General features: G+C 45.6%; 20 protein-coding genes and 1 riboswitch. Of the genes, 6 read left to right on the top strand and 14 right to left on the bottom strand.

Annotation, left to right across the window (positions count from 1 at the left end; all coding sequences use genetic code 11):
- Window positions 1-222: 222 nt before the first annotated feature.
- Entirely contained in the window at window positions 223-711 is a 489-nt protein-coding gene (locus tag AC3WQ3_RS13420) for a GNAT family N-acetyltransferase (RefSeq protein ID WP_336781951.1), read from the bottom strand.
- 171 nt (window positions 712-882) lie between these two features.
- Between AC3WQ3_RS13420 and xerS the strand changes: the two genes are divergently transcribed.
- Complete coding sequence (gene xerS, locus AC3WQ3_RS13415; protein ID WP_095357422.1) at window positions 883-1,977, top strand: tyrosine recombinase XerS; 1,095 nt, start codon at window positions 883-885, stop codon at window positions 1,975-1,977.
- Between the two features lie 165 nt (window positions 1,978-2,142).
- On the opposite strand, the gene mobB is transcribed toward xerS, so the two are convergent.
- Both mobB and AC3WQ3_RS13405 read right to left on the bottom strand, forming a co-directional pair.
- Entirely contained in the window at window positions 2,143-2,682 is a 540-nt protein-coding gene (gene mobB / locus AC3WQ3_RS13410; RefSeq protein WP_336781952.1) for a molybdopterin-guanine dinucleotide biosynthesis protein B, read from the bottom strand.
- Window positions 2,683-2,687: 5 nt separating this feature from the next.
- The gene (locus tag AC3WQ3_RS13405; protein WP_492472572.1) at window positions 2,688-3,956 is read right to left on the bottom strand and encodes a molybdopterin molybdotransferase MoeA; all 1,269 of its coding nucleotides are present in this window, start codon (window positions 3,954-3,956) and stop codon (window positions 2,688-2,690) included.
- Between the two features lie 167 nt (window positions 3,957-4,123).
- Here AC3WQ3_RS13405 and hlpB point away from each other — a divergent pair, with 167 nt between their 5' ends.
- Entirely contained in the window at window positions 4,124-4,414 is a 291-nt protein-coding gene (gene hlpB, locus AC3WQ3_RS13400; protein ID WP_154893837.1) for an HNH nuclease-like protein HlpB, read from the top strand.
- Between the two features lie 127 nt (window positions 4,415-4,541).
- On the opposite strand, the gene AC3WQ3_RS13395 is transcribed toward hlpB, so the two are convergent.
- From AC3WQ3_RS13395 to lpdD, 5 genes are all read right to left on the bottom strand, one after another.
- Window positions 4,542-5,276, bottom strand: coding sequence for a DUF4247 domain-containing protein (locus tag AC3WQ3_RS13395; protein WP_336781953.1), 735 nt, complete (start codon window positions 5,274-5,276; stop codon window positions 4,542-4,544).
- 11 nt (window positions 5,277-5,287) lie between these two features.
- Complete coding sequence (locus AC3WQ3_RS13390; protein WP_095357418.1) at window positions 5,288-5,794, bottom strand: DUF4178 domain-containing protein; 507 nt, start codon at window positions 5,792-5,794, stop codon at window positions 5,288-5,290.
- A 23-nt stretch (window positions 5,795-5,817) separates the two neighbouring features.
- Window positions 5,818-6,219: a DUF350 domain-containing protein gene (locus AC3WQ3_RS13385; RefSeq protein ID WP_095286503.1), complete on the bottom strand. Its 402-nt coding sequence runs from the start codon at window positions 6,217-6,219 to the stop codon at window positions 5,818-5,820.
- Window positions 6,220-6,315: 96 nt separating this feature from the next.
- On the bottom strand, window positions 6,316-6,987 hold the full coding sequence (locus AC3WQ3_RS13380; RefSeq protein ID WP_095286502.1) for a PspA/IM30 family protein: 672 nt from the start codon (window positions 6,985-6,987) through the stop codon (window positions 6,316-6,318).
- A 124-nt stretch (window positions 6,988-7,111) separates the two neighbouring features.
- Entirely contained in the window at window positions 7,112-7,453 is a 342-nt protein-coding gene (gene lpdD / locus AC3WQ3_RS13375) for a prenylated flavin chaperone LpdD (RefSeq protein WP_492472488.1), read from the bottom strand.
- Window positions 7,454-7,604: 151 nt separating this feature from the next.
- On the opposite strand from lpdD, the gene AC3WQ3_RS13370 reads away from it, so the two are divergent.
- On the top strand, window positions 7,605-8,396 hold the full coding sequence (locus tag AC3WQ3_RS13370; protein ID WP_336781957.1) for a polysaccharide deacetylase family protein: 792 nt from the start codon (window positions 7,605-7,607) through the stop codon (window positions 8,394-8,396).
- 128 nt (window positions 8,397-8,524) lie between these two features.
- Here AC3WQ3_RS13370 and AC3WQ3_RS13365 read toward each other — a convergent pair whose 3' ends face one another.
- From AC3WQ3_RS13365 to AC3WQ3_RS13355, 3 genes are all read right to left on the bottom strand, one after another.
- Window positions 8,525-9,199, bottom strand: a complete 675-nt coding sequence (locus AC3WQ3_RS13365) for a 3D domain-containing protein (protein ID WP_336781958.1) — start codon at window positions 9,197-9,199, stop codon at window positions 8,525-8,527.
- A gap of 2 nt (window positions 9,200-9,201) precedes the next feature.
- A riboswitch (cyclic di-AMP (ydaO/yuaA leader) is annotated at window positions 9,202-9,401 on the bottom strand.
- 266 nt (window positions 9,402-9,667) lie between these two features.
- Window positions 9,668-10,393 carry an amino acid ABC transporter ATP-binding protein gene (locus AC3WQ3_RS13360; RefSeq protein WP_153978998.1) on the bottom strand — a complete coding sequence of 242 codons (726 nt, stop codon included), beginning with the start codon at window positions 10,391-10,393 and terminating at the stop codon, window positions 9,668-9,670.
- Complete coding sequence (locus AC3WQ3_RS13355) at window positions 10,380-11,819, bottom strand: ABC transporter substrate-binding protein/permease (RefSeq protein ID WP_419720037.1); 1,440 nt, start codon at window positions 11,817-11,819, stop codon at window positions 10,380-10,382. The genes AC3WQ3_RS13360 and AC3WQ3_RS13355 overlap by 14 nt, the downstream gene beginning before the upstream one ends.
- 205 nt (window positions 11,820-12,024) lie before the next feature.
- On the opposite strand from AC3WQ3_RS13355, the gene AC3WQ3_RS13350 reads away from it, so the two are divergent.
- Together AC3WQ3_RS13350 and AC3WQ3_RS13345 are read left to right on the top strand one after the other, a co-directional pair.
- On the top strand, window positions 12,025-13,200 hold the full coding sequence (locus AC3WQ3_RS13350) for a M20 family metallopeptidase (RefSeq protein WP_336781960.1): 1,176 nt from the start codon (window positions 12,025-12,027) through the stop codon (window positions 13,198-13,200).
- 251 nt (window positions 13,201-13,451) lie between these two features.
- Complete coding sequence (locus tag AC3WQ3_RS13345) at window positions 13,452-15,203, top strand: alpha-glycosidase (RefSeq protein WP_336781961.1); 1,752 nt, start codon at window positions 13,452-13,454, stop codon at window positions 15,201-15,203.
- A gap of 74 nt (window positions 15,204-15,277) precedes the next feature.
- On the opposite strand, the gene AC3WQ3_RS13340 is transcribed toward AC3WQ3_RS13345, so the two are convergent.
- The 3 genes from AC3WQ3_RS13340 to glgB form a co-directional block, all read right to left on the bottom strand.
- Entirely contained in the window at window positions 15,278-16,900 is a 1,623-nt protein-coding gene (locus tag AC3WQ3_RS13340; protein WP_492472487.1) for a hypothetical protein, read from the bottom strand.
- A gap of 219 nt (window positions 16,901-17,119) precedes the next feature.
- On the bottom strand, window positions 17,120-18,562 hold the full coding sequence (gene glgA / locus AC3WQ3_RS13335) for a glycogen synthase GlgA (RefSeq protein ID WP_492472486.1): 1,443 nt from the start codon (window positions 18,560-18,562) through the stop codon (window positions 17,120-17,122).
- On the bottom strand, window positions 18,559-20,571 hold the full coding sequence (gene glgB / locus AC3WQ3_RS13330) for a 1,4-alpha-glucan branching protein GlgB (RefSeq protein ID WP_492472485.1): 2,013 nt from the start codon (window positions 20,569-20,571) through the stop codon (window positions 18,559-18,561). Before glgB ends, glgA begins: the two co-directional genes overlap by 4 nt.
- Before the next feature lie 196 nt (window positions 20,572-20,767).
- On the opposite strand from glgB, the gene AC3WQ3_RS13325 reads away from it, so the two are divergent.
- Window positions 20,768-21,994, top strand: coding sequence for a glucose-1-phosphate adenylyltransferase (locus AC3WQ3_RS13325; RefSeq protein WP_492472484.1), 1,227 nt, complete (start codon window positions 20,768-20,770; stop codon window positions 21,992-21,994).
- Window positions 21,995-22,012: the final 18 nt, after the last annotated feature.

Below are 22,012 nucleotides of genomic sequence, written 5' to 3'. Positions count from 1 at the left end.
AATATAGGTACAACTTATGAAAGCTTGACAACTCTATGGGTTATTACCCGTTAGACGAACATCGCACCCACTTTAGATCTAATTTCTCGAACAAACATTTAAAATCCGTATAAGAAGAGTGCCCTCTTTTCTTGCAAATGACAGATAGGATCTAATCGTGTCACACGCTCCTAATTCAATCCAATATGTATGAATGACAGTCGATTAGTTCATCACCTGCGGTTACGTTACAAAAAACTGGCTCGGATTACCGAGCTCCGGATGAAATTTCTCACGAAATCTTCCTCCTGTGTAGGCTCCGATCACTTTCCTCCAGAACGCCTGAGCGATCACATTGTTGCGCACCTGCGTTACTTTCCATCTTCCCGGAAAACGATGAAACAGCTCGTGTGCCGCTTGAGTCCCTATTCCGCTCCGCCGATATTTTTGCATGACAAAGAACTCAGTTAAATAATAATCGTTATCCTTGCTGCCAGGCTCGAAGCGCTCCACCAGTGCAAAACCGGCCGGGGCTCCATCACACGTGATGAGAAATGCAAATTTACGGTCTTTCTCCTCCCAAAATGCTTCCAAACCGGGATACTCCGGAAAAATGCCATTGCTGTCCACATCGATATTCAGATATTTTGTAAAATCATATAGATAAAACTGCATTAAATGCCGAATTACCTGACTCCGTTCCCGAGGAACCAGCTCGATTTGCATATTCATCCGGTTCACCTCCTCTGCTTAACTTATACTAGTTACTTTAAAGGTTTGTAAAGCGAAGGGCAAGAATACAGCCCTCTTCTGTACTATTCCGTGAACAGGCTGTGACCAAGCAAATTATGGTACACTAGGACATAGAAGATTCGAAGAAGAATTAACCAGGAGGTGCCGAACTTGACCAATGTGCAAAAAGAGATTGATCGACGCAAGCTGGATGACAAACTGCCTTCCATGCCTTGGTTCGTTCAGCAATTCATTGATTATAAGCTGCCCGATTTATCACCCTCTACCCTGCTGGAGTACTTAAGGGACTATGATACTTTTTTCAGTTGGCTGCGTGCTGAAGGATTATCCCAGGCAGAATCTAACCGGGAAGTGACGTTAACTGAACTTGAAGTGTTACGGATGGATTCGGTAACCTCGTTCCGATTGTTCCTCGCTACTAAACGCGAAGGAGCCAATTCGAGAATTACGGTATCCCGCAAACTGTCCTCTCTGCGATCCCTCTTTCATTATTTGAGCCAAATTGCCGAAGATGAAGATTTCTATCCGTTGCTGAAACGAAATATTATGGCCAAGATTGAGATCAAACGCACACACAAGCCAAAGGACACTGCGGCGAAGCTCAAAGGGAAACTATTAGAGGATGAGGAGCTGCTTGAGTTCATCGGATATATCCTCGAAGGATATGCAGTCGACATGCAAAAAAACAAACAAGCTCTATACTCCCATGAACTCAACAAAGAACGGGATGCTTGCATCGCCAGTCTTATTCTCAATTCCGGACTGCGGGTATCCGAAGTGGTTAACCTAAATGTCGATGATCTGGATTTGAATAATAAACTGTTATATGTTTACCGCAAAGGTAACAACGATGAAACGTTCAAAACACCCGTATATTTCAGGGAGCAGGCCAAGGATGAACTGGCCAACTACATGCAGCTCCGGCAATCAAGGTATCGCACACCCAAACGGGAAAAAGGATTATTCATTGCGCTTCGTAACGGTGAGTCTGAAGGCAGTCGAATGACCAAACGTGCGATTCAGGCCATGATTATGAAATATGCCAAATGTTTTGGCAAACCGTATCTGACGGTGCATAAGCTGCGGCATTCCTTTGCGACAGACTATTACCTGCAAAATGATATTTATAAAACAAAGGAACAGCTTGGGCACGCCTCGACAGAAACGACCGAAATTTATGCACATCTTACGGACAAAACGATGTCTGAAGCCATTGAGCGTCGTTCAGAAGGTACGGGTTCATAAGAGGCTCCCATACCAAAAAACAGCGGATACTTTTTACTGATAACCAGTAAGAATATCCGCTGTTTTTTCGTTTATTCAAAATTATTTTTGATAACGAACTGTAGAGTTTGCTGAAATGAACCTGGATTACTCTTTCGATCACACCAAGTTCTTCCACGTCCTTGACTACTCTTTATTCACATGTTCCAGCAACCATCGAGCAATAAATTCTGGCTCCTGCACAGAATGCCAAACCACATCGCTGAGCGGATCAGGTTCACTGCATGAGGATTGCAAGGATTCTCTCGGAAACCAGGAAACAACTGCCATCACTCCCTTTAGCTTCTGAAGTATAGCTAGATGTTGTTCTTCACGAATCATCACCAGTTTGGGGTAAGGTGCCGCTTTGTATCCTTCAATCAGAATCCAGTCGTAATCCGATAGACGAGTCAGCATCGTCTCCAGACTGGTTGGCTGCTGCTCGATGATAGCCGTTCGCTTTTCCGACATTACTACCACGGCGGAAGCTCCCGCCTGATTGAAACGAAATGAATCTGTTCCTTCATGATCCATCTGGAAATGATCGTGTCCGTCATGCTTAATGACGGCAACCCGTAACCCTTCCGAAGAAAGATATCTCGTGAGTTCTGCAGTTAAGGTGCTTTTCCCCGTATTTTTGTATCCCACGATCTGCACAATATGTGGAAGTGTCCTTTTGTTGACCATGTGCCCTACCTCACCTGTCCACTTTGCAGCTTGAGTATGCGTACCTGTTCTCCTGCAGCAATCCCTTTCTTGTCAGGCGGAATGATGATCAGACAATCACTGTCCTTGATCGTAATCATGACGCTGGACTCATCCACTCGTGACGCAGCGGGCTTCGCATACACCCTGCCATCCCGAATCTCTGTGCGCCCCCGTACGAATCGCGTAAAATTGTTCACTTTCGTATATTCTTGATCCAGGGTCGCTGTCCACTCTTCCAAATAAGGCCGGGCATCGTTTTGCATCATACGAATGGTTGGCCGCACGAACAGTCCGAATCCTACAAAACAAGCTCCCGGGTTACCGGATAGGGCAAATAGTAACTTCCCACTCACAACCGCTGCTGTCGTAACACTTCCTGGTCGCATCGTCACTTTATTAAACAGCATCTCCATGCTGCCTTCCCGTACCAGATCCCCCATAATGTCATAATCCCCAACCGATACGCCCCCAGTGGTCACAACGATATCGTTATGCTCGACTGCTTCTGTCAGTTTAGCACGAGCCGTATCCACATCATCGGCTATAGATCCATACATCACAGGTTCGCCACCTGCCTCCACGACCAAGGATCGGAGCATATGACTGTTGCTGTTACGAATGCGTCCAGGCTGCAAAGGCTCATCCACCTCCAGCAATTCCGTTCCCGTTGCAAATATGGCGACTTTCGGACGTCGAAACACCGGTACATCGGCCACGCCAAAAGTAGCCAATACGGATTGTTCTCCTGCCTGGATGATCGTTCCGGCTTCAAGCAGCAGTTGTCCTTCCTGAACTTCCAATCCAATTGGCGTTATATTGGCATTGGGCTGGATATGGCGCTTTAATGCAATCCATTGTTCTCCATCCTGTTCCCTGCTTTCGGTCATCTCCAGCATAACAACGGCATCTGCTCCTTCAGGTACTTGAGCACCCGTCATGATCCGCGCGGTGGTACCTGGAGTGATGAGTAAATCCGAAGTATATCCACATGGAATTTCATCAACAACTCGCAGCCAGATCTGTTGATCGCTGGACGCGTGAGCTGTATCGCTGCTGACAATCGCATAACCATCCATACCTGATCTTCTGAAGAAAGGGTATGGATGCGGCGCATGAATCGTTTCTGCCAGCGTTCGTCCATGCGCAGATTCCAAGGTTACTTTTTCAACTAAAGCTGTAGTAACATGAGGTGATATTCTGGCCTGAGCAGCTTCGACCTGCACGGCTGTACGGTTAAATTTGGGACTTGTCATATCATCTGAATGTGTATTGATTCTCAAAATGGAAAGAACCTCCTTTGGGACAGAACTTGTTTAAGAAAGTGTAGCGTGAAAGCTGGGGTGTGACAAGTACTCGCCTCGCGGGTAACATGAAACTGTGAGCTTATGCCCATAATAGGGGTAAGAACGGAGGAGCAGATATGAGCAGCCGATGCGAATTATGCGGTAGAGAGCCTGTGGAAACAACAGTTCATCATCTCACGCCCAAGGAACTGGGCGGTACTTTCATGCCTACAGCTGATCTATGTATCCCGTGTCATAAACAAATCCATTCGCTATTTACCAACCAGGATCTCATAAGGCTCCATTTAACAGAACTTCAGGCACTACGAGAGAATGAACGAATGGCCCCTTTTGTTCGCTGGATTCGCAAACAGCCACCTTCCACCATTCCCCGGACACGCAAATCCAATCATGTTCGCAGATCCTAATTAAAACGATACCTCCTACTATAAAACAAAAAGAACAGCCACAAGGTGAGCTTGCGCATGGCAGGGTTCATTCTGCCTTACCTTGTGGCTGTTCTCTATATACTCTTCAGGCTGGCAAATCTCATCTTTACCTTCGCCTCATGATTCGTCCGCCGCCTACCCTTGTTTTGGGCTTCTTATAAGAGCTCTTTGGTGAATTGAACAATCCACCGCTCTTGTTACGTTCGACGGTACCGGTGCTCGGTTCCTTTTTACGGCTAAATAATCCTCCGCCTGAACCTACACTAGTATCGGTGTCTCCTCCCCGCCGGGTAATGGATCCTTTTCGGTCAACCGTGATGGGTGGAGCTGCTTTTTTGTCATTGCTTGTTGGTGCACGATAAGTACCTTGATTCGGTTTGTACGTATCACGATCGGTGTACCCTCTGTACTTTCCGTATCCGCTGCCGCCAAAGGAATCAAACAAATTGCCAATGAGCGTTGCGGTCAAATACCCCTGTAAAAAGGAAGAATCATAATTCTGACGTACATATTCCTTGGAATCCACCTCAATTAAGGTATCTTCCTTCTTGTTCGGGTCCTGCTGCAAATGATAATACTGGTCCTGATACACCAGGAACATCCGCTCTTCATTTTCCGCCGAGATCTGATCAGGTTTACGCTGTTCGGATAACTCCTGAGCAACTTCCGGAACAGTACGGTCGGCAGCCCGATACACGTAGGATGTCGTATTGCCACTGCCACTTACAGACTCAAGCGGATAAGTGTCCTGAACGGAAGGCATCCCGCACGCGGACAACAGGGACATGACAAGGCTGAGGACCAGCATTAATTTTAATCCAAGTGCCATGCGCTTTTTCATTGGAACCTCTCCTAGCTCGAACGAATCACTTTGATATCCGCAGGAAGAATGGACTCACCTTCATACAGAGTAAATCTTCTGTCTTGCCATTCCACACGCAGAAGCATGTTATCATCAGACTGATACTGCCAAACCAATTGCTCTCCAGCCTGACCATAAGGTGTCCTGCCAGCAGTGGTAACCATTCCTCCATATTCTTCCTCCAGATGATACGCGCGTCCGTCCAGATCAAGTAAGGTTGGTACTTCGTCTGGTGCGTCAAGACGCCCATCAATTGGCGTATAGAGGGAATAACGTGTCAATTCTCTTTCTTCTACATGCAGATGTCTAAACGTTGTACCGTCCTGCAGTGTTAGTACCACCGCTCTTCGGGCACGATGCTGCACCCGCCCCACGACTTCATACGTAACGAGCGAGACCTCACAGATATCTCCAGGCTCAAGGTCCAGCATGGTTTTCTCAGCTCGTGGTGGTTCGGGTTTGGCTAGTATTCCTTTAATCCGTTTCCATACACTCATACCCATTACTCCCGTTCGTTATCTTATAAACAAGCTGCAATAATTAATGCGCCCACGATGTGCAAGGCACCGGAGAACAAGCCATATCCGGTCTTCCCTTGCTGGATTCCTGTGTCCAAATCAAGATTGGCCCATGTGCGAATCATAAAGTGCACAACGCTCTCCAGAATAAGCAGGATGACAAATGAAACAACCGATACAAGCAGCGCTTCACCCAGATGACCCGCTGTCGAAATCGAAGTTGCAAGCACATACCCTTGAGCAAAGAGCTTCATGACCATCCGTGTCGTAACCGCCATGTTCCCTGCCTTAACTTCCGCAAAATCCTTATACTTCGTAAATAATGAATCCACATACATCAATACAAAAAGCAAAACCGAGCCAGATAATGTCCAGACCAGCATCGCCAAAATGTTCAAATCCATTTACACAGCCCCCACTTATCAACATGAACCGCATTTAAAAGCGAAGGAGAAACGCTGTCTCTCCTCCGCTAGTGAACCCTGCCTAAGATGCAAGGTTTAGTTCTTATTTTCGTACTGCTTCATGAGTGCCGCCAGTTCATCCTCAACGGCCTGATCCTTGCCAAGTTTCTCGAACTCTTCATCCAGTGATTTTCCTTTGGAAGACATTTCGTTGCTCGCTTCAGCCTGTGCTTCCATTTGCATCATTTTTTCTTCCATACGTTTCATGCCAGCACTAGCTGTGTCGGAACTAAATCCGTTCAGCGCTTTGTTGATTTCGGTTTGTGCTTTTGCTGCATTGTAACGCGCTACCAACGTTTCACGCTTGTTTTTCATTTGTGTCAATTGCTTGCGCATTTCATCCAGCTTGCCGCGCAAATTGTCTGCCGAAGCCTTGTTTTGATCATAGCTTGTTTTATATTCTGCCATTTTTACTTCAGCAGCTTTTTTCTCTTCCAGAGCCCGGCGCGCCAGATCCATGTTCTGTGCACGTGCTGCGGTATGAGCTTGCTCCTCACGTTTCTTCACCAATGCTTCCTGTTCCTCGAACAGCTGCTTGAATTTTTTCTCAATCGCGATTTGTTGAGCAACAGCCTTCTCTGCATCTTCCAGATCTTCCTGCATATCACGGATATATTGATCCGTCATTTTGATTGGATCTTCTGCCTTGTCAATAATGGCATTAATGTTAGACATCGTTAAATCACGCAAACGTTTGAAAATGGACATTATGGTATTCCTCCTAGTCGATATTACATCCTTGTATATAATCATACATACGTGGTAACTTTCATCCCGTTTCAATTTTACCAAAAAAAATCATAAAACACGATTCCGGGTCAACCAAAATCTACTATTTTATATCATTCACCAGGGTTAAATGGTCGCCCAGCAGCTTCTCCGCAGTCTGTACGATCTCATCGATCTGTACACGTGTAATGGCATCAAAATGAAAGCCCATAATAACGGTTACGGTCACCTTGAGGGAATTTGCGGCCTTACGTGCAAGGCGCTCACATAATTCCTGTTCCTTATGCCCCGGAATATGGACTGCCGTTCCCACCACGCGTTCTCTTTCGGGATAAAAGGTCGCCACAGCCCCTATATGAGCTTTCCCACCCGTGATCAAAAATATCTTATCCTCTCCAGCTTCAATGACCTGCAAACGAACCGATTTCAAATCATACGTACTCATCCTAGTCCACCCATCCTTTGTGTGTATATGTAATGGTGGAATTATGAGCTTATCGACTGAATTGGACAATGAAACTTCTCACATTTATGCATAATGGACCATCACCGCGGGCATACCAAAGAGAACGCAATTTGACAAAGGAGGCTGTATCATGCGTATTCGCCTCATCGCATTCTCCATGTTGATCCTTATGTTTATGAGTGGAAGCTATTCACCTGGACAACTGCTGGCCAAACCCGTTCCAGAGAGCATGCCTGCTGCAAAGCCGGATCTATCTGAGGATGAACAACTGACACTCGGTCAGCTAAGGCAGAAATATGCCGATACGTTCAAGACCAATGGACCTTCAACCAGACAGGTAGCACTGACTTTTGATGATGTGCCTGATCCGCGCTTCACTCCGCAGGTATTGGATATTTTAAAGAAATATAATGTAAAAGCGACTTTTTTTATTGTCGGCAACCGGGCTGAGAAACATCCCGACCTCGTCAGACGGATCGTTAGGGAAGGTCACATTGTTGGGAACCACAGTTACAACCACCCTGAATTCAGTAAGCTGTCTTTGAATGCTTTTCGCAAACAAATTCTACATACCGGCGACATTATTCGTAAACTGACCGGGTATACACCTAAAATGATTCGTCCTCCATACGGGGACATTAATGAGAAACAGCTACAATGGGCCGCAAGACAGCAATACAGCATCGTCAACTGGAATGTGGATTCGCTCGATTGGAAAGGCCTCAGCAAAGAGCAAGTGAAGCAGAACGTTCTATCTGCAGTCAAGCCAGGCTCCATCATTCTTCAACACGCGGGCGGAGGCGTGGGCTCCAATCTGTCCGGTACCATTGGAGCACTTCCGGAGATTATAGATGAACTTCGATGCAGGGGCTTTAATCTGGTGACTTTGGACGAAATGCTGCAATTGCCAAAAAGCAAATAATACTCGGCTTCGTAAACCAAACACACAAGTTATAGAACTACCAATCTTGCGCGTTTTAATAAAGAAAAAGGGTACCCTTATTTCACGTTAATCGTGTCATAAAGGCACCCTTTTATTGGCGCTGATACTTATTTCAAGATATAAAGTTCAACATCCTGAAAACCAAATGTGCTCACAGACTTCTGGCTTCCAGGAATGAAAATATCAATCCGTTTCCCTTTGATCGCCCCGCCGATATCCCGGGCAGTAGCCACAAATGCCTGCTTAGGCAGCCCCGGATGGGAGTGACCTGTAACAAGAACCTTCGTACCCAGTGGGATCACACTAGGGTCTACTGCAATCGTGCCGAGTTCAAGTGGATTACCGAAGTAATCAACAGGACCCCATCCACCATTTTCGGAAGCGGCTGCAGAGTACGCTGTTGCTTTCACATCAATGGATTTACTGTAATCAAACGTTTTGCCCCAGGCCTGAACGACTTTATCATCAGCATTCACATCAAGGCTAGCTGTCGTAATCGTCTTAGCACCCGTCGAGCTTTTCGCTGCTGGAGCAGCTGAGGCCGTGTTTGCTTTTCCAGGAATCGTAATTTTCAAACCACCATAAATGTTGTAAGGTGAAATATCACTGTTTGCTTTAACCAGAGTGTTCAGTCCAACTCCATATTGTTTCGATAAGGTATAGAAGGTATCCCCCTCTTTGGCCACGTGAACAGAATCAGCGTGAGCTGGAACGGCCTGAATGAGCATTGCTGCTGTCAGCAGGGCTGTTGCTGTTTTGGCTATAGTTCTCTTCTTAATCATGGTCTTCCTCCCTCATTGTGCCTGCGAAGTTAGTTGTCGGATTCGGATGGAGGAAACCACCCTATAGGTCTCTGTTACATTCGTCTTGCGTTATGTACCCCTAATTCACCCCAAGCAGCGTGCGTTTCAATCTTCCCCTCCACGGTCTGCATCATTACATCCTCCACACTTCCTCCTCAGGAAGTTTCGGCAGGAACAATATATCACAATTTTGTAACCAGGGTCCGTAGTAAATGTTACCAACTGTCTATAACAACACATTATGATGCTTAAAAAATAAGGATTTTTCTTAAAAAAGAGCGATCAAGCAGCTCTGGAACAATGACAGAAACGTTACTTTTACGACACTGGATCCTTACCCATGCACAAAAAAACAACCCTGCTAACGTGACGTGAGCAAGGTTGTTTAATTTCGTTTTTTTGTTCATTCTATTTAATCCGGTTCACTGACTGGATCATGCTCAAAGGCTATGACAAAACTTTACCGAGAAAGTCACGCGTACGTGGATGCTTAGGTTGACCAAATACTTCATCTGGTGTTCCCTCCTCCACAATTACACCGCCATCCATAAAGATGATGCGATCACCGACTTCACGGGCAAAGCCCATCTCGTGGGTAACAATAACCATCGTCATGCCGCCTTCAGCCAGGCGCTTCATAACGTCGAGTACTTCACCAACCATTTCAGGGTCAAGTGCAGACGTCGGCTCGTCAAACAGCATCACATGCGGCTGCATCGCAAGCGCTCTGGCAATGGCAATCCGCTGCTTCTGCCCACCAGACAGCTGACTTGGATAAGCATCTTTTTTATCCAATAGCCCCACGGTTTTAAGCAAGTCTGCGGCGATCTGCTTGGCTTCCTGTGCAGACTGCTTTTTGACTTTGATCGGGGCAATGGTAATGTTTTGCTCCACGGTTTTATGCGGAAACAGATTAAAGTGCTGGAACACCATCCCCATTTTCTCCCGCGTTGCATTAATGTTGTGTTTGGGATCCGTGATCGATACGCCTTCGAAATTAATTTCACCTGAAGTAGGCTGCTCCAACAGGTTAAGACAGCGAAGGAAGGTACTTTTGCCTGATCCTGAAGGACCAATCACGACAACGACCTCGCCCTTGCCAATTGAGACATCTATGCCTTTAAGTACTTCATTTTTGTCGTAGGATTTGTGTAATTGTCTAACGTCTATCACTTGCACTCAACTTCCTTTCCAGTCGACCCAGCAGCTTGGACAAAATGAATGTCAATACAAAGTATATGGCTGCTGCAATAAGGAACGGATTCATTCCTTGGTACGTAATGTTTTTGACTACACTTGCCTGATACATGATATCAACCATACCAATGACCGAGATAATGGAAGATTCCTTGATGATGGTTACGAATTCATTACCGATGGCAGGCAGTACAGCTTTGAAGGCCTGAGGCAAAATAATAAATCTCATGGCCGCGGCTCTACCCATCCCAAGCGAACGGGCTGCTTCCAGTTGACCACGGTCAACGCCTTGAATCCCTGCACGGAAGATCTCTGCCAGGTAAGCACCACTATTGATGGAAAGTGTTAAAATACCCGCCTGAAGAGGCGAGAACGTAATACCAAATGTCAAGGCAAGACCATAATAAATAATCATCAATTGAACCAGCATCGGCGTACCGCGTATGACTTCTACATATGCCGTACCAATCCACCGCAAAATTGCTGTATCATGCATTCGGAATAAACAAATGATCAAACCGATGATTACCCCGAAGATTACCCCAAGTGCTGACAATAGGAGGGTATAACCAACCCCCGTAGCATAGAAGCTTTTGTATTGCCAAAATACTTCAAAAATATTTGGCGATTTGACCTCACGGTCTGCCATCAATTGACTGGCTTCGGTTACCATCTGATCAATTTTATTTTCACTTTTCAATCTTTCAAGCGTACCATTAACGGCATTCAGCAATTCCGTATTGCCTTTGCGAATACCGATCGCTGCTGCTACCTGCTCTTCGTCCGGAACAGCAGGAGCTAGTCCGATCATATCATCCAGGTATCCTGCAGCAACGGTATCTTCAACGATTGCAGCGTTGATCCGTTTAGTTTGCAGTTGAAGCACAATGTCCGAGATTTTATCTAGAGACGTCAGCTTGGCTCCAGGAATCTTCTGTCCGATTGTTTCCTGAATCGAACCTTTTTGTGCTCCGATCTTTTCATTTTCCAGTTCAGCCATGGTTGGGTATTTGTCTTTATCCTCATTGCGAACCATGATGACTTGTTTCGATTTATAGTAGGTATCCGAGAAGTCGATACTTTTTTTGCGGTCCTCTGTCGGTGTCATGCCTGAAATAACGATATCCACGCGTCCACTCTGCAATGCAGGCAGAAGGCCGTCGAAACCCATATCTTCTATCACAAGTTCTACGCCCAAATCGGCAGCAATCTCTTTGGCAATGGCAATATCAAATCCGACAATCTCATCCTTGCCATTAATAACTTTATGGAATTCATATGGTGCAAAGTCGGCACTCGTGCCGAGAACCAATTTTTTACTGTCTGAAGTGCCCGTAGTTCCACTTGCCAGCGCCGAAGGAACGGCAGCTGTCAATAAAACGACAAAGGTCAACAGCATCATGGTGTAACGACTAATCAATTTCAACCCTGTTCTCCCCTTACAATACATTATGTGCTTCCTCATGTTGATGCCTGAGTCATTATAAAGTACAATGCATGATTATGCAATGAGTTTTCAACTTACAAATCCTGACTTGTTTCTGAAAAAACCAAGCAAACATGATATAATGACTAAATTATTTTCATTTTGCACGAAGGAGTTCACGATGACACATACCAAATCACAAATTTTGTCGGTTATTGATCAATATGCTTCCCGTTTTAAGGAGATTTCATCATACATTGGTGCCAATCCCGAACTCGGGAACGAGGAATACCTTGCTTCTGCCCGCCTAAAGGAAGAACTGATATTTCACGGTTTCGAAGTAGAAGCTCCCGTACTTGGATTGGATACGGCTTTTTTCGGCACCTACGCTGCTGCCAAAAAAGGACCAACCATAGCGCTGTTATGCGAATACGATGCACTTCCCGAGATTGGTCATGCTTGCGGCCATCATCTGATCTGTATGATGAGTCTGGGTGCTGCTGTCGGTCTAAAGTCCATTTTGGATGAAGTTGGAGGAACGTTAAAAGTATTCGGCACACCTGCGGAGGAAACTCGTGGCGCCAAAGTTCCAATGGCTGAAGCAGGTCTGTTTGATGATTGTGATGTCGCGCTAATGGCCCATCCTTATTATGCTTATGAGAAATCGGGCAGCTCTCTGGCCATTGATGCCGTGCAATTTGAATTCCACGGCAAATCCTCCCACGCCGCGGCCAGTCCGCATGAAGGGATCAATGCACTCGATGCCGTCATTCAAACCTTTAACGGTATTAATGCATTCCGCCAGCAAGTGAGAAGTAGTGTCCGGATCCATGGTGTTATTAATAGCGGTGGTCAGGCTGCCAACATCATTCCCGACTATGCTTCAGCCCAGTTTTACGTACGTGCCGCAACCAGAAAAGAGCTTAATATACTAACGCAGCGTGTCATACAAATTGCCGAAGGTTCTGCGCTCCAAACAGGCTGTCGTCTTGTGACTTCAAATTATGAAACGTCATATGATGAGATGGTAACCAATGAATCTTTATCTGCAACATTCACTGAAAACCTCATGGAACTCGGTATTCCACAAGAAGAGATCGTTAGCGGAGATGATCATGGCTCCATGGATATCGGTAACGTATCCTTACGCTGTCCTGCAATTCATCCTTACATTCGGGTCGTTGATGAGGTTCACACCCTGCACTCCATCGAATTCCGCGATCTGGCATTACAGGAACGGGCACTGGATGGCATGGTCTTGGGTGCAAAAGCACTTGCCACAACAGCTTATGATGTGCTAACGAAGCCTGAGCTGCTGCAAACGATTCGAACAGAGTTTGAACAGGCCCTACGATAATATAAGTTTTAAGTAATAGAGACAACCAAAGAGGTGTTCTCTACAGATTGAATGGATATCACCAGGTCTGCAGAAAACACCTCTTTTCTTTATTTTGCATACGTATATTCAAGCCTAACCTGGAGATGCTTGTGAAATGAAATCGATGAAAGTAATGAAAATTTCACTAATTATGTAAACCTTTTATGGTTCATTTGCTGTCTAGCTTGGTTATGTAATGCTATACTCATCTTGATACAGGAGGTGCCGTCATGCTGCTCGAAGCGATGTATCACGTTCCCCGTGACAAGTGGGCTTACGCCTACAACACGTCTACGATTCATCTGCGTGTACGTACGAAGAGAGATGATGTAGACTATGTGACTGCACTGACTGGTGATAAATATGATTGGGACGGAACCTACAGGGAAATTCAACTGGAAAAAGCTGCTTCGGATAGGATGTTCGACTACTGGGAGGCTGCGGTTAAACCCAAATTCAAACGACTTACTTATATTTTTCGAGTCACAGCGGGTCATGAAAATGTCTTTCTGGCCGACAATGGGATTCACCGCGATCCCCCTTACCCTACTGGAGGATATTACGAGTTCTCGTACATTCATGAAATTGATGTGTTTAAGGTTCCCGAATGGGCCAAAGAAGCTGTGTTTTACCAGATCATGACCGAACGGTTCGCCAATGGCAATCCAGACCTCAATCCCGAAGGAACTCAAGCCTGGGGAGGTACGCCCGAGCTGGATAACTACTTTGGCGGAGACCTGCAAGGCGTCCTCGATCATCTGGATGATCTAACCAAACTTGGCGTAAATGCTATATATTTCACCCCCCTCTTTCAAGCCAACTCCTACCATAAATATGACACCATTGATTATAAAAAAGTAGATCCGCATTTTGGAGATAATGATTTGCTCAAAAAAGTCACAGAGGAATGCCACCTGCGTGGTATCCGCGTTATGCTTGACGCCGTTTTTAATCATTGCAGTGAAGATTTTCCGCCTTTTCAGGATGTGCTGCAAAATGGAAAACAATCAAAGTATGTAGACTGGTTCCATATCAATGAATTTCCTGTCAGTATTAAGAACGGTATACCTACCTATGATACCTTCGGTTTTTATGGAAATATGCCGAAATTTAACACGGCCAATCCGGAAGTGAAAGCGTATCTGCTCGATGTCGCCGAATACTGGATTAAGGAGATCAAGCTCGACGGCTGGAGATTGGATGTAGCGAACGAAGTGGATAACCACTTCTGGCGAGATTTCCGCAAAGTAGTTAAAACGGCGAACCCGGAAGCCTATATTGTGGGCGAGGTTTGGAGTGATTCCCTGACATGGCTGATGGGTGACCAGTTCGATTCCGTTATGAACTACCCTTTTGCGGACAAGGTCCTGGAGTTTTTCTGCGGATCCATGGATGGCTACAACTTTGCCAATGAGATGGGGTCCCTCATTATGCGGTATCCCCAGCAAACCAACGAAGTGATCTTCAATATGTTATGCAGTCACGATACCCCTCGTCTGCTCTCCCGATGCGGTGAAGACAAACGGCGATTAAAACTGTCCGTTGTATTCCTGTTTACCTACATCGGTACACCGTGTATCTTCTACGGAGATGAAGTGGGCATCAGCGGTGAAGGAGATCCCGATTGCCGCAAATGTATGGAATGGGACCCTGCCAAGCAAGATCGGGAGCTCTATGACTTCTACCGGCTGATGATTGATCTGCGCAAAAGCAATGAGGCACTTCGCAAAGGGCGCTTCCGCTTCCTGAAAGCGGATCACAACGACCCCTGTATCGTATACGAGCGAATGGATGATCAGCTTCACTTTACCGTTTGGATGAATAACACTCCCGATGTACGCACCCTCTCTCACCCTATGGAGACCAGGGACTGGAGAGATGCACTTACCGAAGATCCGGTTATTCCCACAGATGGCATCATGAACATTAAGCTCGATCCTTACGGTTATCGAATTCTATACAGACAGCTAGATCCTTCATAAAGGAATCTCCTAATTCATCAGATCCATGCACCCTTCATCGATCTGGTGTTTAGGAGGTTTTTTTATGATAAATGCTAAACCTTGGTCCCCTTAATATTCCCATTGGCATCGACAGTGACTCTCCAGCGGGTGGAATTGGGTCCTGTCAGTACAAGGTCGTTCACCAGTTGGTAGACAGAACCATTGTTGTCCTTAACCACATCAATCACGACGTTTTTTCCATTCGAAAAGGCGCTGGACCCGAATAAATATCGACCAGTGGCACTAGACGATACCAGCAGCACATTATCTTTGATAATGTTATTTTCCACAACCCGATTGGCATAATCAAAATGGACTGCCCACCAATTGCCATCATAGTTCATGCGATTGCCCGTTATAACACTGTTTGATCCACGAATTTTCAGTGATGTGCCTTTACCCGAAATGGAATTGCTTGTGAATGTCACATGATCATTAATGCTGACCATCCGGTCAGGATTGGTCGTGACAAAACCAGGCTGAATGATATTGCCGGTGGCGACTACCCCATTACTCAAGTCCATAGCAATACCTGCTTTGGCAATATAATTGCCTTTGATAATGATGTTTCCATCTGCAATGATCCCCCAATGATTGCCATTAGGAATCACGATATTATCGGAGATAACGCCAATATCCATGCCTTCAATCCCGTTATTGGTTCTTGCCTCAATGGCTGCTGTAGGATTCGACCTCAAAATGGTATCAATATAATTGCCCTGAATCACAAAAATATGGTTGCTCTCATCATTTGGGTTGAATTGGGAAGGGAGAAAGGAGACAGAAACTACAGAGCTGTTTCGAATATTACTGAAGAAGTTGGAAGTGACAAATGCGCCTCTAAAACCGATAAGTCCTACGCCAAAAGCTGTTCCAATCACACTGTTATCATGAATATGCAGGCTCCGGGCCCCTGTCTCGCCACCTTCATTGTTACATGTAATGCCTCCACCTACTTTGGGCACATTAGACCCTTGCTGGCCTGCTGTAAACGTAGTATAGTCTGCATCGGTTGACAATACGGGTGTATGAAGAAAGTTTGTCGTTACAAATACGTTCCAGGTTGCTTTAATGAGGATCCCATCACCCAAGTATCGGTAGCAGTCATTTTGGCTAATGATGACAAAGGCCAGATTGGTCCTCACTGCAATGGGCTCTTCCCCCAAGTGGTGAAGCTTGTTGTTTCTAATGATAACATTTCTTGAAGGATTTTCCTGACTGGTTGAACCATTCACGCCAATCCCGTCCGTAAATTTGCTAATATCATTATTCTGTAATATAACGTTGCTTGAATTCTCTACGTAAATGCCTGTTCTTCCTTTGGCCCATCCAGCCTGAGTTGTACGCCTTAAGGTTAGACCGCTTACTTCAATGTGGTTGCTGTTCTCAAAGCGTAAACCCTGGTCCGAAACTTCCAATATGGCTCCCGGATGAGCTCTGATGGTTACCGCTTTTCCATTAAACGTATAAAACCATCCCGATTTTATGACTTTGTAGTGTCCCGGCGTGAATAGTAAAATATCACCTTCTTGCGCTGAGTCAAAAAAAGCTTTGATCTGTGCGGATTGGTCAGTTCCATCCCCCGGAGCGAAGTTTCTAACGTCAATGATATTTCCAGGGATAGAAGATTCAACTGCTGCAATATTCCCCAAAATCTGACTAAACATTGCGTTCATCTTGAGAGGATCAAATGTTTCATTCCCACCCCATGCCTCCAAATTCGGATTATAAGTGGAGGTGAAATTAATATGATTGGCCATTTTACCAACTCTCTTTCATCCCATTTTCAACCTCATTCACTTCATTCGACCTCTACAGGGCATCCAACATGGCTCCGGATTTATTCTGCAAAAAAGCCACAGTACGATATATACTGCGGCTCCGTGGTTTAATTATTATTTTGTATTCTCAACAGTAATGCTGCGATAAATGTCCATGTATTCATCAGCCGAAACATCCCAGCTGTAATCCCCGTTCATGCCATTTTTCACGATCTTCTTCCAGTGGTCGGGCTCGCGATACAACTTCTCTGCACGACGGATCGTATTCATCATGTCATGTGCGTTAAAGCTGGTAAACGAGAAACCGTTCCCTTCACCGCTGAACTCATTGTATGCCTGCACCGTATCGTTAAGACCACCCGTTTCACGGACAAGCGGCACACTGCCATATCGGAGTGCTAACAGCTGACTTATGCCGCACGGTTCAAACTTGGAAGGCATGAGAAATATATCACTTCCTGCATAGAAACGACGGGATAATCCATCGTTGAACTTGATTTGGGCTGACATTTTCAGTGGGTAACGATAGGACGCCTCCCGGAACCAATGCTCATAGGCAGGATCGCCAGTTCCCAATACGGCAAACTGGATATCGTCGTAGTACAACAGCTCATCCAATATGCGACAAACGAGATCAAGTCCTTTGGAGTCAACAAGACGGGTAACCATTACCATCAATGGAGCATCCGGACGGACAGGGAGCCCAAGCTCCTTCTGCAGCTCAATCTTGTTCTCCGTTTTCTTCGATAGGCTTGTTCTGTACTTAACCGGGATTTTGTTATCCGTCGCCGGATTGTAACTCTTGGTATCAATACCATTCACAATTCCGGTAAAACGTTCGCCAAGCGAGCTAAGCAAACCGTCCAAGCCATAGCCATAATAGGAAGTTTTCACTTCCTGTGCGTAGGTGGGGCTTACTGTTGTTACATGGTCTGAAAAGACAATACCTGATTTTAAAAAATTGACATTACCATAATACTCTGCGCCATCCATGGTGAAATATCGGTCGTCCAGTTCAAGCAGATCGCTGAATAACGAATGCGGGAATACACCTTGATACAACAGATTATGTATGGTGAATACGGTACGTATCTCACTATAGAATGGCTCATGTGCATAATGCGCCTGCAGCAGCAGCGGAATCATTCCCGCATGCCAGTCATGACTATGAAGCACATCCGGCTTGAAGTCCAGCAACGGCAATACCTCGAGCACCGCGCGATTAAAGAAAGCAAATCTCTCCCCATCATCCATATACCCGTAGACACCGTCACGGCCAAAGTAATATTCGTTATCGACAAAATAAATCGGGATTCCGTCATGGACGAGCATTTCAATGCCGCAGTATTGTCTGCGCCAGCCGAGTGGAACATCGGTCACGATAACCGGCTTCATGGCCTCCTTATATTCGTCAGGGATCCCTTTATATTTGGGTAAAATGACACGAACATCTGCCCCAGCCTTTTTCAAGGCTTGAGGCAAAGCTCCAATAACGTCAGCGAGTCCACCTGTTTTGATAAATGGATGGCCCTCGGCAGCAGCGAATAAAAGTTTCACGCATTTTTCCCCCTTTTTGATTTGGCAGTGGTCTTATTTGTATTTGTATTTTTGAGTGCTTTTGGTCTGACAGAAGCGACTTCATTTGCTGTCTCATCCGTTTTCCGACGTGTATTCTTTTTTAGAATAACCACGCTTAGCGGAGGCAAAACAATCTCCAGACTGTGGGGATGGCCATGAAAAGGAATCTTTTCGGTAGCTATCTGCATATCATTCAATATACCTGATCCCCCGTAATCGGGATGATCACTGTTCAGAACTTCGGCATACATACCGGGACGCATGACACCAATCCGGTAACGCTCCCGCTTGACCGGCTGGAAGTTAACAAGCACAAGGAGTGTATCCGCAGGTTTTTTTCCTTTGCGTACATATGAAATGACACTTTGGCCATGGTCATCCGGAGTGATCCATTCATATCCGTCCAGGGAATGATCAAGCTCCCACAAAGCTTTTTCGCTCAGGTACAGCTCAGACAGGTCACGTTCAAACTTGTGGAGTTTGCGGTGACTGTCATAATCCAGCAAGAACCAATCCAGTTCATCCTCATCTTTCCATTCAATAAACTGGCCAAATTCTCCGCCCATAAAGAGCAGCTTCTTGCCTGGGAAAGTCATGAAGTAACCCAAGAAAGCTCGCATGCCATCAAACTTTTGTTCGTACGATCCAGGCATCTTGTCCAGCAAGGACTTTTTGCCATGTACGACTTCGTCATGCGACAGAGGCAGCACATAATTTTCAGAGAAGGAGTAAACCACAGGAAATGTCAGCAAATGATGCTTCGACGGACGATCGTGGAAATCGGTTTTCATATAATCCAGCGTATCGTTCATCCAACCCATGTTCCATTTATAATTGAATCCCAGTCCGCCTACGTCCACAGGAGACGTGACCATCGGCCATGCACTGGACTCTTCGGCCATCATCAGCGCATAAGGATAGTACTTAAAGATCGTTTCATTGAGTTGCTGCAAGAAGGCAACAGCTTCTTTGTTTTCCAAGCCTCCGTCTGCATTGGGACGAAATTGGCCAGAATGCTTTTCAAAGTCAAGCCTTAGCATGCTGGTAACCGCGTCTACACGCAGACCATCAAAATGATACATTTCCATCCAATACAGCGCATTGGAGATAAGGAAGGAACGAACTTCCGGTTTCGAATAATCAAAGCTTAGTGTACCCCACCCTGGTTTCTCAGCCAGCAATGGATCTGCATATTCGAACAGCGGTGTGCCATCAAACAAACGCAGACCGTGGGCATCCTTGGCAAAGTGTGCAGGCACCCAATCAAGCAGTACACCTATTCCAGCCTGATGCAGTGTATCCACTAAATACATTAGATCCTTAGGACCTCCAAAACGGCTTGTCGGGGCGAAGAAGCCTGTACTCTGATACCCCCAGGAAAGGTCATAAGGGTGTTCACTGAGCGGCATCATCTCCACATGTGTGTATTTCATTTCTAATAAGTAAGGAACGAGCAGATCCGCGATCTCTCTATAACTGTATAAAGAGCCGTCTTCCTTGCGCTTCCATGTTCCGATGTGCATCTCATAAATATGTAAAGGCTTGTTATATACAGCCCTCTGTTTCCGTCTCCATGCACCATCGTTCCATTTGTATCCCTGGATGGAACTTGTAATGGAAGCCGTGCGAGGCCTAACTTCGGCGTGAAATGCATACGGATCTGCTTTCAGCAGTTCTACTCCGTTTTCCGTTAAAATACGGAATTTGTATAAAGTTCCTTCACTGATTTCCGGAAAAAAACGAGTCCAAAATCCAGAATCGGGTATCTTATATAAAGGTGCCTGTTCACCTTTCCAATCATTGCGGTCAAGAGCCAGCCCTACTTCTTTGGCATTTGGAGCCCAGACGGTGAAGCGATACCCCTGACGATGATCCTGAGTCTCAGGCTGTGCGCCTAATATTCGATAACTGTGATGAAGGTTTCCTTCATGAAACAAATAGATATCCTCCGGCGAAATGGCCGGATCTGCCAATGGTTGAATGGCCAAGAGATCACCTTCTTCCCCTAGAAAATAGATATAACGTTAATCATTACCCCATTCTAGCCAAGTTGAAAAGAAAAATGACGTGTTTAAAAAAATGTTGTAATTTTACAGGAATTTTACAGTATACATCGTTTCAACAGCACCACTTTGCGTTTATGTAAGTACTACACTGGACAAATATCTTGGGAGGGAAACGATTATGTTTAATAAAGATTGCATCGCTATGCTGTTGGCGGGAGGAGAGGGGAAAAGATTAGCCCCATTGACCTCAAGTATTGCTAAACCCGCTGTACCGTTTGGCGGGCACTACCGGATTATCGATTTTCCTCTCAGCAACTGCGTAAACTCAGGAATCGATACAGTTGGAGTATTGACGCAGTACCAAGCTGAATCTTTACACGATCACATTGGTGGAGGAGAACCATGGGGACATGGGAATTCGGAAGAGGCAGGAATCTCCCTGCTTCCATCTTATCATACAGGAAATGACGAATACTTGGGAACGGCGGATGCCATTTATAAAAATATCGACTATATTGACCAGCAAAACCCCGAAAATGTTCTAATTTTGTCGGGAGACCACATTTATCACATGAATTATCGCGACATGCTGGAATCCCATAAAGCCAATAAAGCGGTTGCGACTATTTCAGTCATGGAAGTTCCTTGGGATGAAGCACATCGCTTCGGAATTATGGCTGCGGATGAAAATATGCGTGTGACCGAATTTGCAGAAAAGCCAGCTGAACCAAAAAGCAACCTGGCTTCCATGGGGATTTACATGTTTAATTGGGAGTATCTGAAACGCCATCTTCTGCTGGATGCGGCTAACCCGAATTCCAGTCACGACTTTGGTAAAGACGTTATTCCTCAAATGCTTAATGAAAACAACTCTCTTTTCGTGTATAACTTCGATGGTTACTGGAAAGATGTTGGTACTGTAAAAAGCTTGTGGGATGCTCACATGGATCTGCTGCATAACGAAGAAAACTGGAGCCTGCACAAAGAACACTGGCCGATGTTTACTCGTGACTGGAAAACCAAATTAAGTGCTCACAAAGCTCGTCATTCCCGTGCTGAGCATGCCTCCTCCATGGTCCATGAGTCGTGCGCCATTGAAGGTCGTGCAGAGCGCTCAGTTATCTTCTGCGGTGCTGAAGTAGGAAAAGGTTCTGAAGTCAAAGACAGTGTTATTATGCCAAACGCCCGTATCGGTAGAGGTGTTCATATCGAACGTGCCATTATTGGTGAAGATGCCATTATCAAGGACGGCGCCATTGTCAAAGGCACTGCTGATGAAATTGTCGTTGTAGGCCCTAATGAGGTTGTATCTGCCAAACCGGCAGTCCGCACTCAGCCTGCACGTATTCTGAAAGAAGTATATGAGAAAACCGGTCGCTTGCGCGCTGGCGAACTCTCTTCATAATATACCAAAAAAGGCAAG

Source organism: Paenibacillus sp. FW104-T2, assembly GCF_058789975.1.
The sequence above is the reverse complement of the archived record's forward strand: the minus strand, read 5'-3'. Positions and strand labels throughout refer to the sequence as shown.

What these genes read in the sequence shown, in the direction of transcription:
- AC3WQ3_RS13420 (WP_336781951.1), bottom strand. Translation starts at nt 711, where the DNA reads ATGAATATGCAAATCGAGCTGGTTCCTCGGGAACGGAGTCAGGTAATT.
- mobB (WP_336781952.1), bottom strand. Translation starts at nt 2,682, where the DNA reads ATGGTCAACAAAAGGACACTTCCACATATTGTGCAGATCGTGGGATAC.
- AC3WQ3_RS13405 (WP_492472572.1), bottom strand. Translation starts at nt 3,956, where the DNA reads ATGACAAGTCCCAAATTTAACCGTACAGCCGTGCAGGTCGAAGCTGCT.
- hlpB (WP_154893837.1), top strand. Translation starts at nt 4,124, where the DNA reads ATGAGCAGCCGATGCGAATTATGCGGTAGAGAGCCTGTGGAAACAACA.
- AC3WQ3_RS13395 (WP_336781953.1), bottom strand. Translation starts at nt 5,276, where the DNA reads ATGAAAAAGCGCATGGCACTTGGATTAAAATTAATGCTGGTCCTCAGC.
- AC3WQ3_RS13390 (WP_095357418.1), bottom strand. Translation starts at nt 5,794, where the DNA reads ATGAGTGTATGGAAACGGATTAAAGGAATACTAGCCAAACCCGAACCA.
- AC3WQ3_RS13385 (WP_095286503.1), bottom strand. Translation starts at nt 6,219, where the DNA reads ATGGATTTGAACATTTTGGCGATGCTGGTCTGGACATTATCTGGCTCG.
- AC3WQ3_RS13380 (WP_095286502.1), bottom strand. Translation starts at nt 6,987, where the DNA reads ATGTCCATTTTCAAACGTTTGCGTGATTTAACGATGTCTAACATTAAT.
- lpdD (WP_492472488.1), bottom strand. Translation starts at nt 7,453, where the DNA reads ATGAGTACGTATGATTTGAAATCGGTTCGTTTGCAGGTCATTGAAGCT.
- AC3WQ3_RS13370 (WP_336781957.1), top strand. Translation starts at nt 7,605, where the DNA reads ATGCGTATTCGCCTCATCGCATTCTCCATGTTGATCCTTATGTTTATG.
- AC3WQ3_RS13365 (WP_336781958.1), bottom strand. Translation starts at nt 9,199, where the DNA reads ATGATTAAGAAGAGAACTATAGCCAAAACAGCAACAGCCCTGCTGACA.
- AC3WQ3_RS13355 (WP_419720037.1), bottom strand. Translation starts at nt 11,819, where the DNA reads ATGATGCTGTTGACCTTTGTCGTTTTATTGACAGCTGCCGTTCCTTCG.
- AC3WQ3_RS13350 (WP_336781960.1), top strand. Translation starts at nt 12,025, where the DNA reads ATGACACATACCAAATCACAAATTTTGTCGGTTATTGATCAATATGCT.
- AC3WQ3_RS13345 (WP_336781961.1), top strand. Translation starts at nt 13,452, where the DNA reads ATGCTGCTCGAAGCGATGTATCACGTTCCCCGTGACAAGTGGGCTTAC.
- AC3WQ3_RS13340 (WP_492472487.1), bottom strand. Translation starts at nt 16,900, where the DNA reads ATGAACGCAATGTTTAGTCAGATTTTGGGGAATATTGCAGCAGTTGAA.
- AC3WQ3_RS13325 (WP_492472484.1), top strand. Translation starts at nt 20,768, where the DNA reads ATGTTTAATAAAGATTGCATCGCTATGCTGTTGGCGGGAGGAGAGGGG.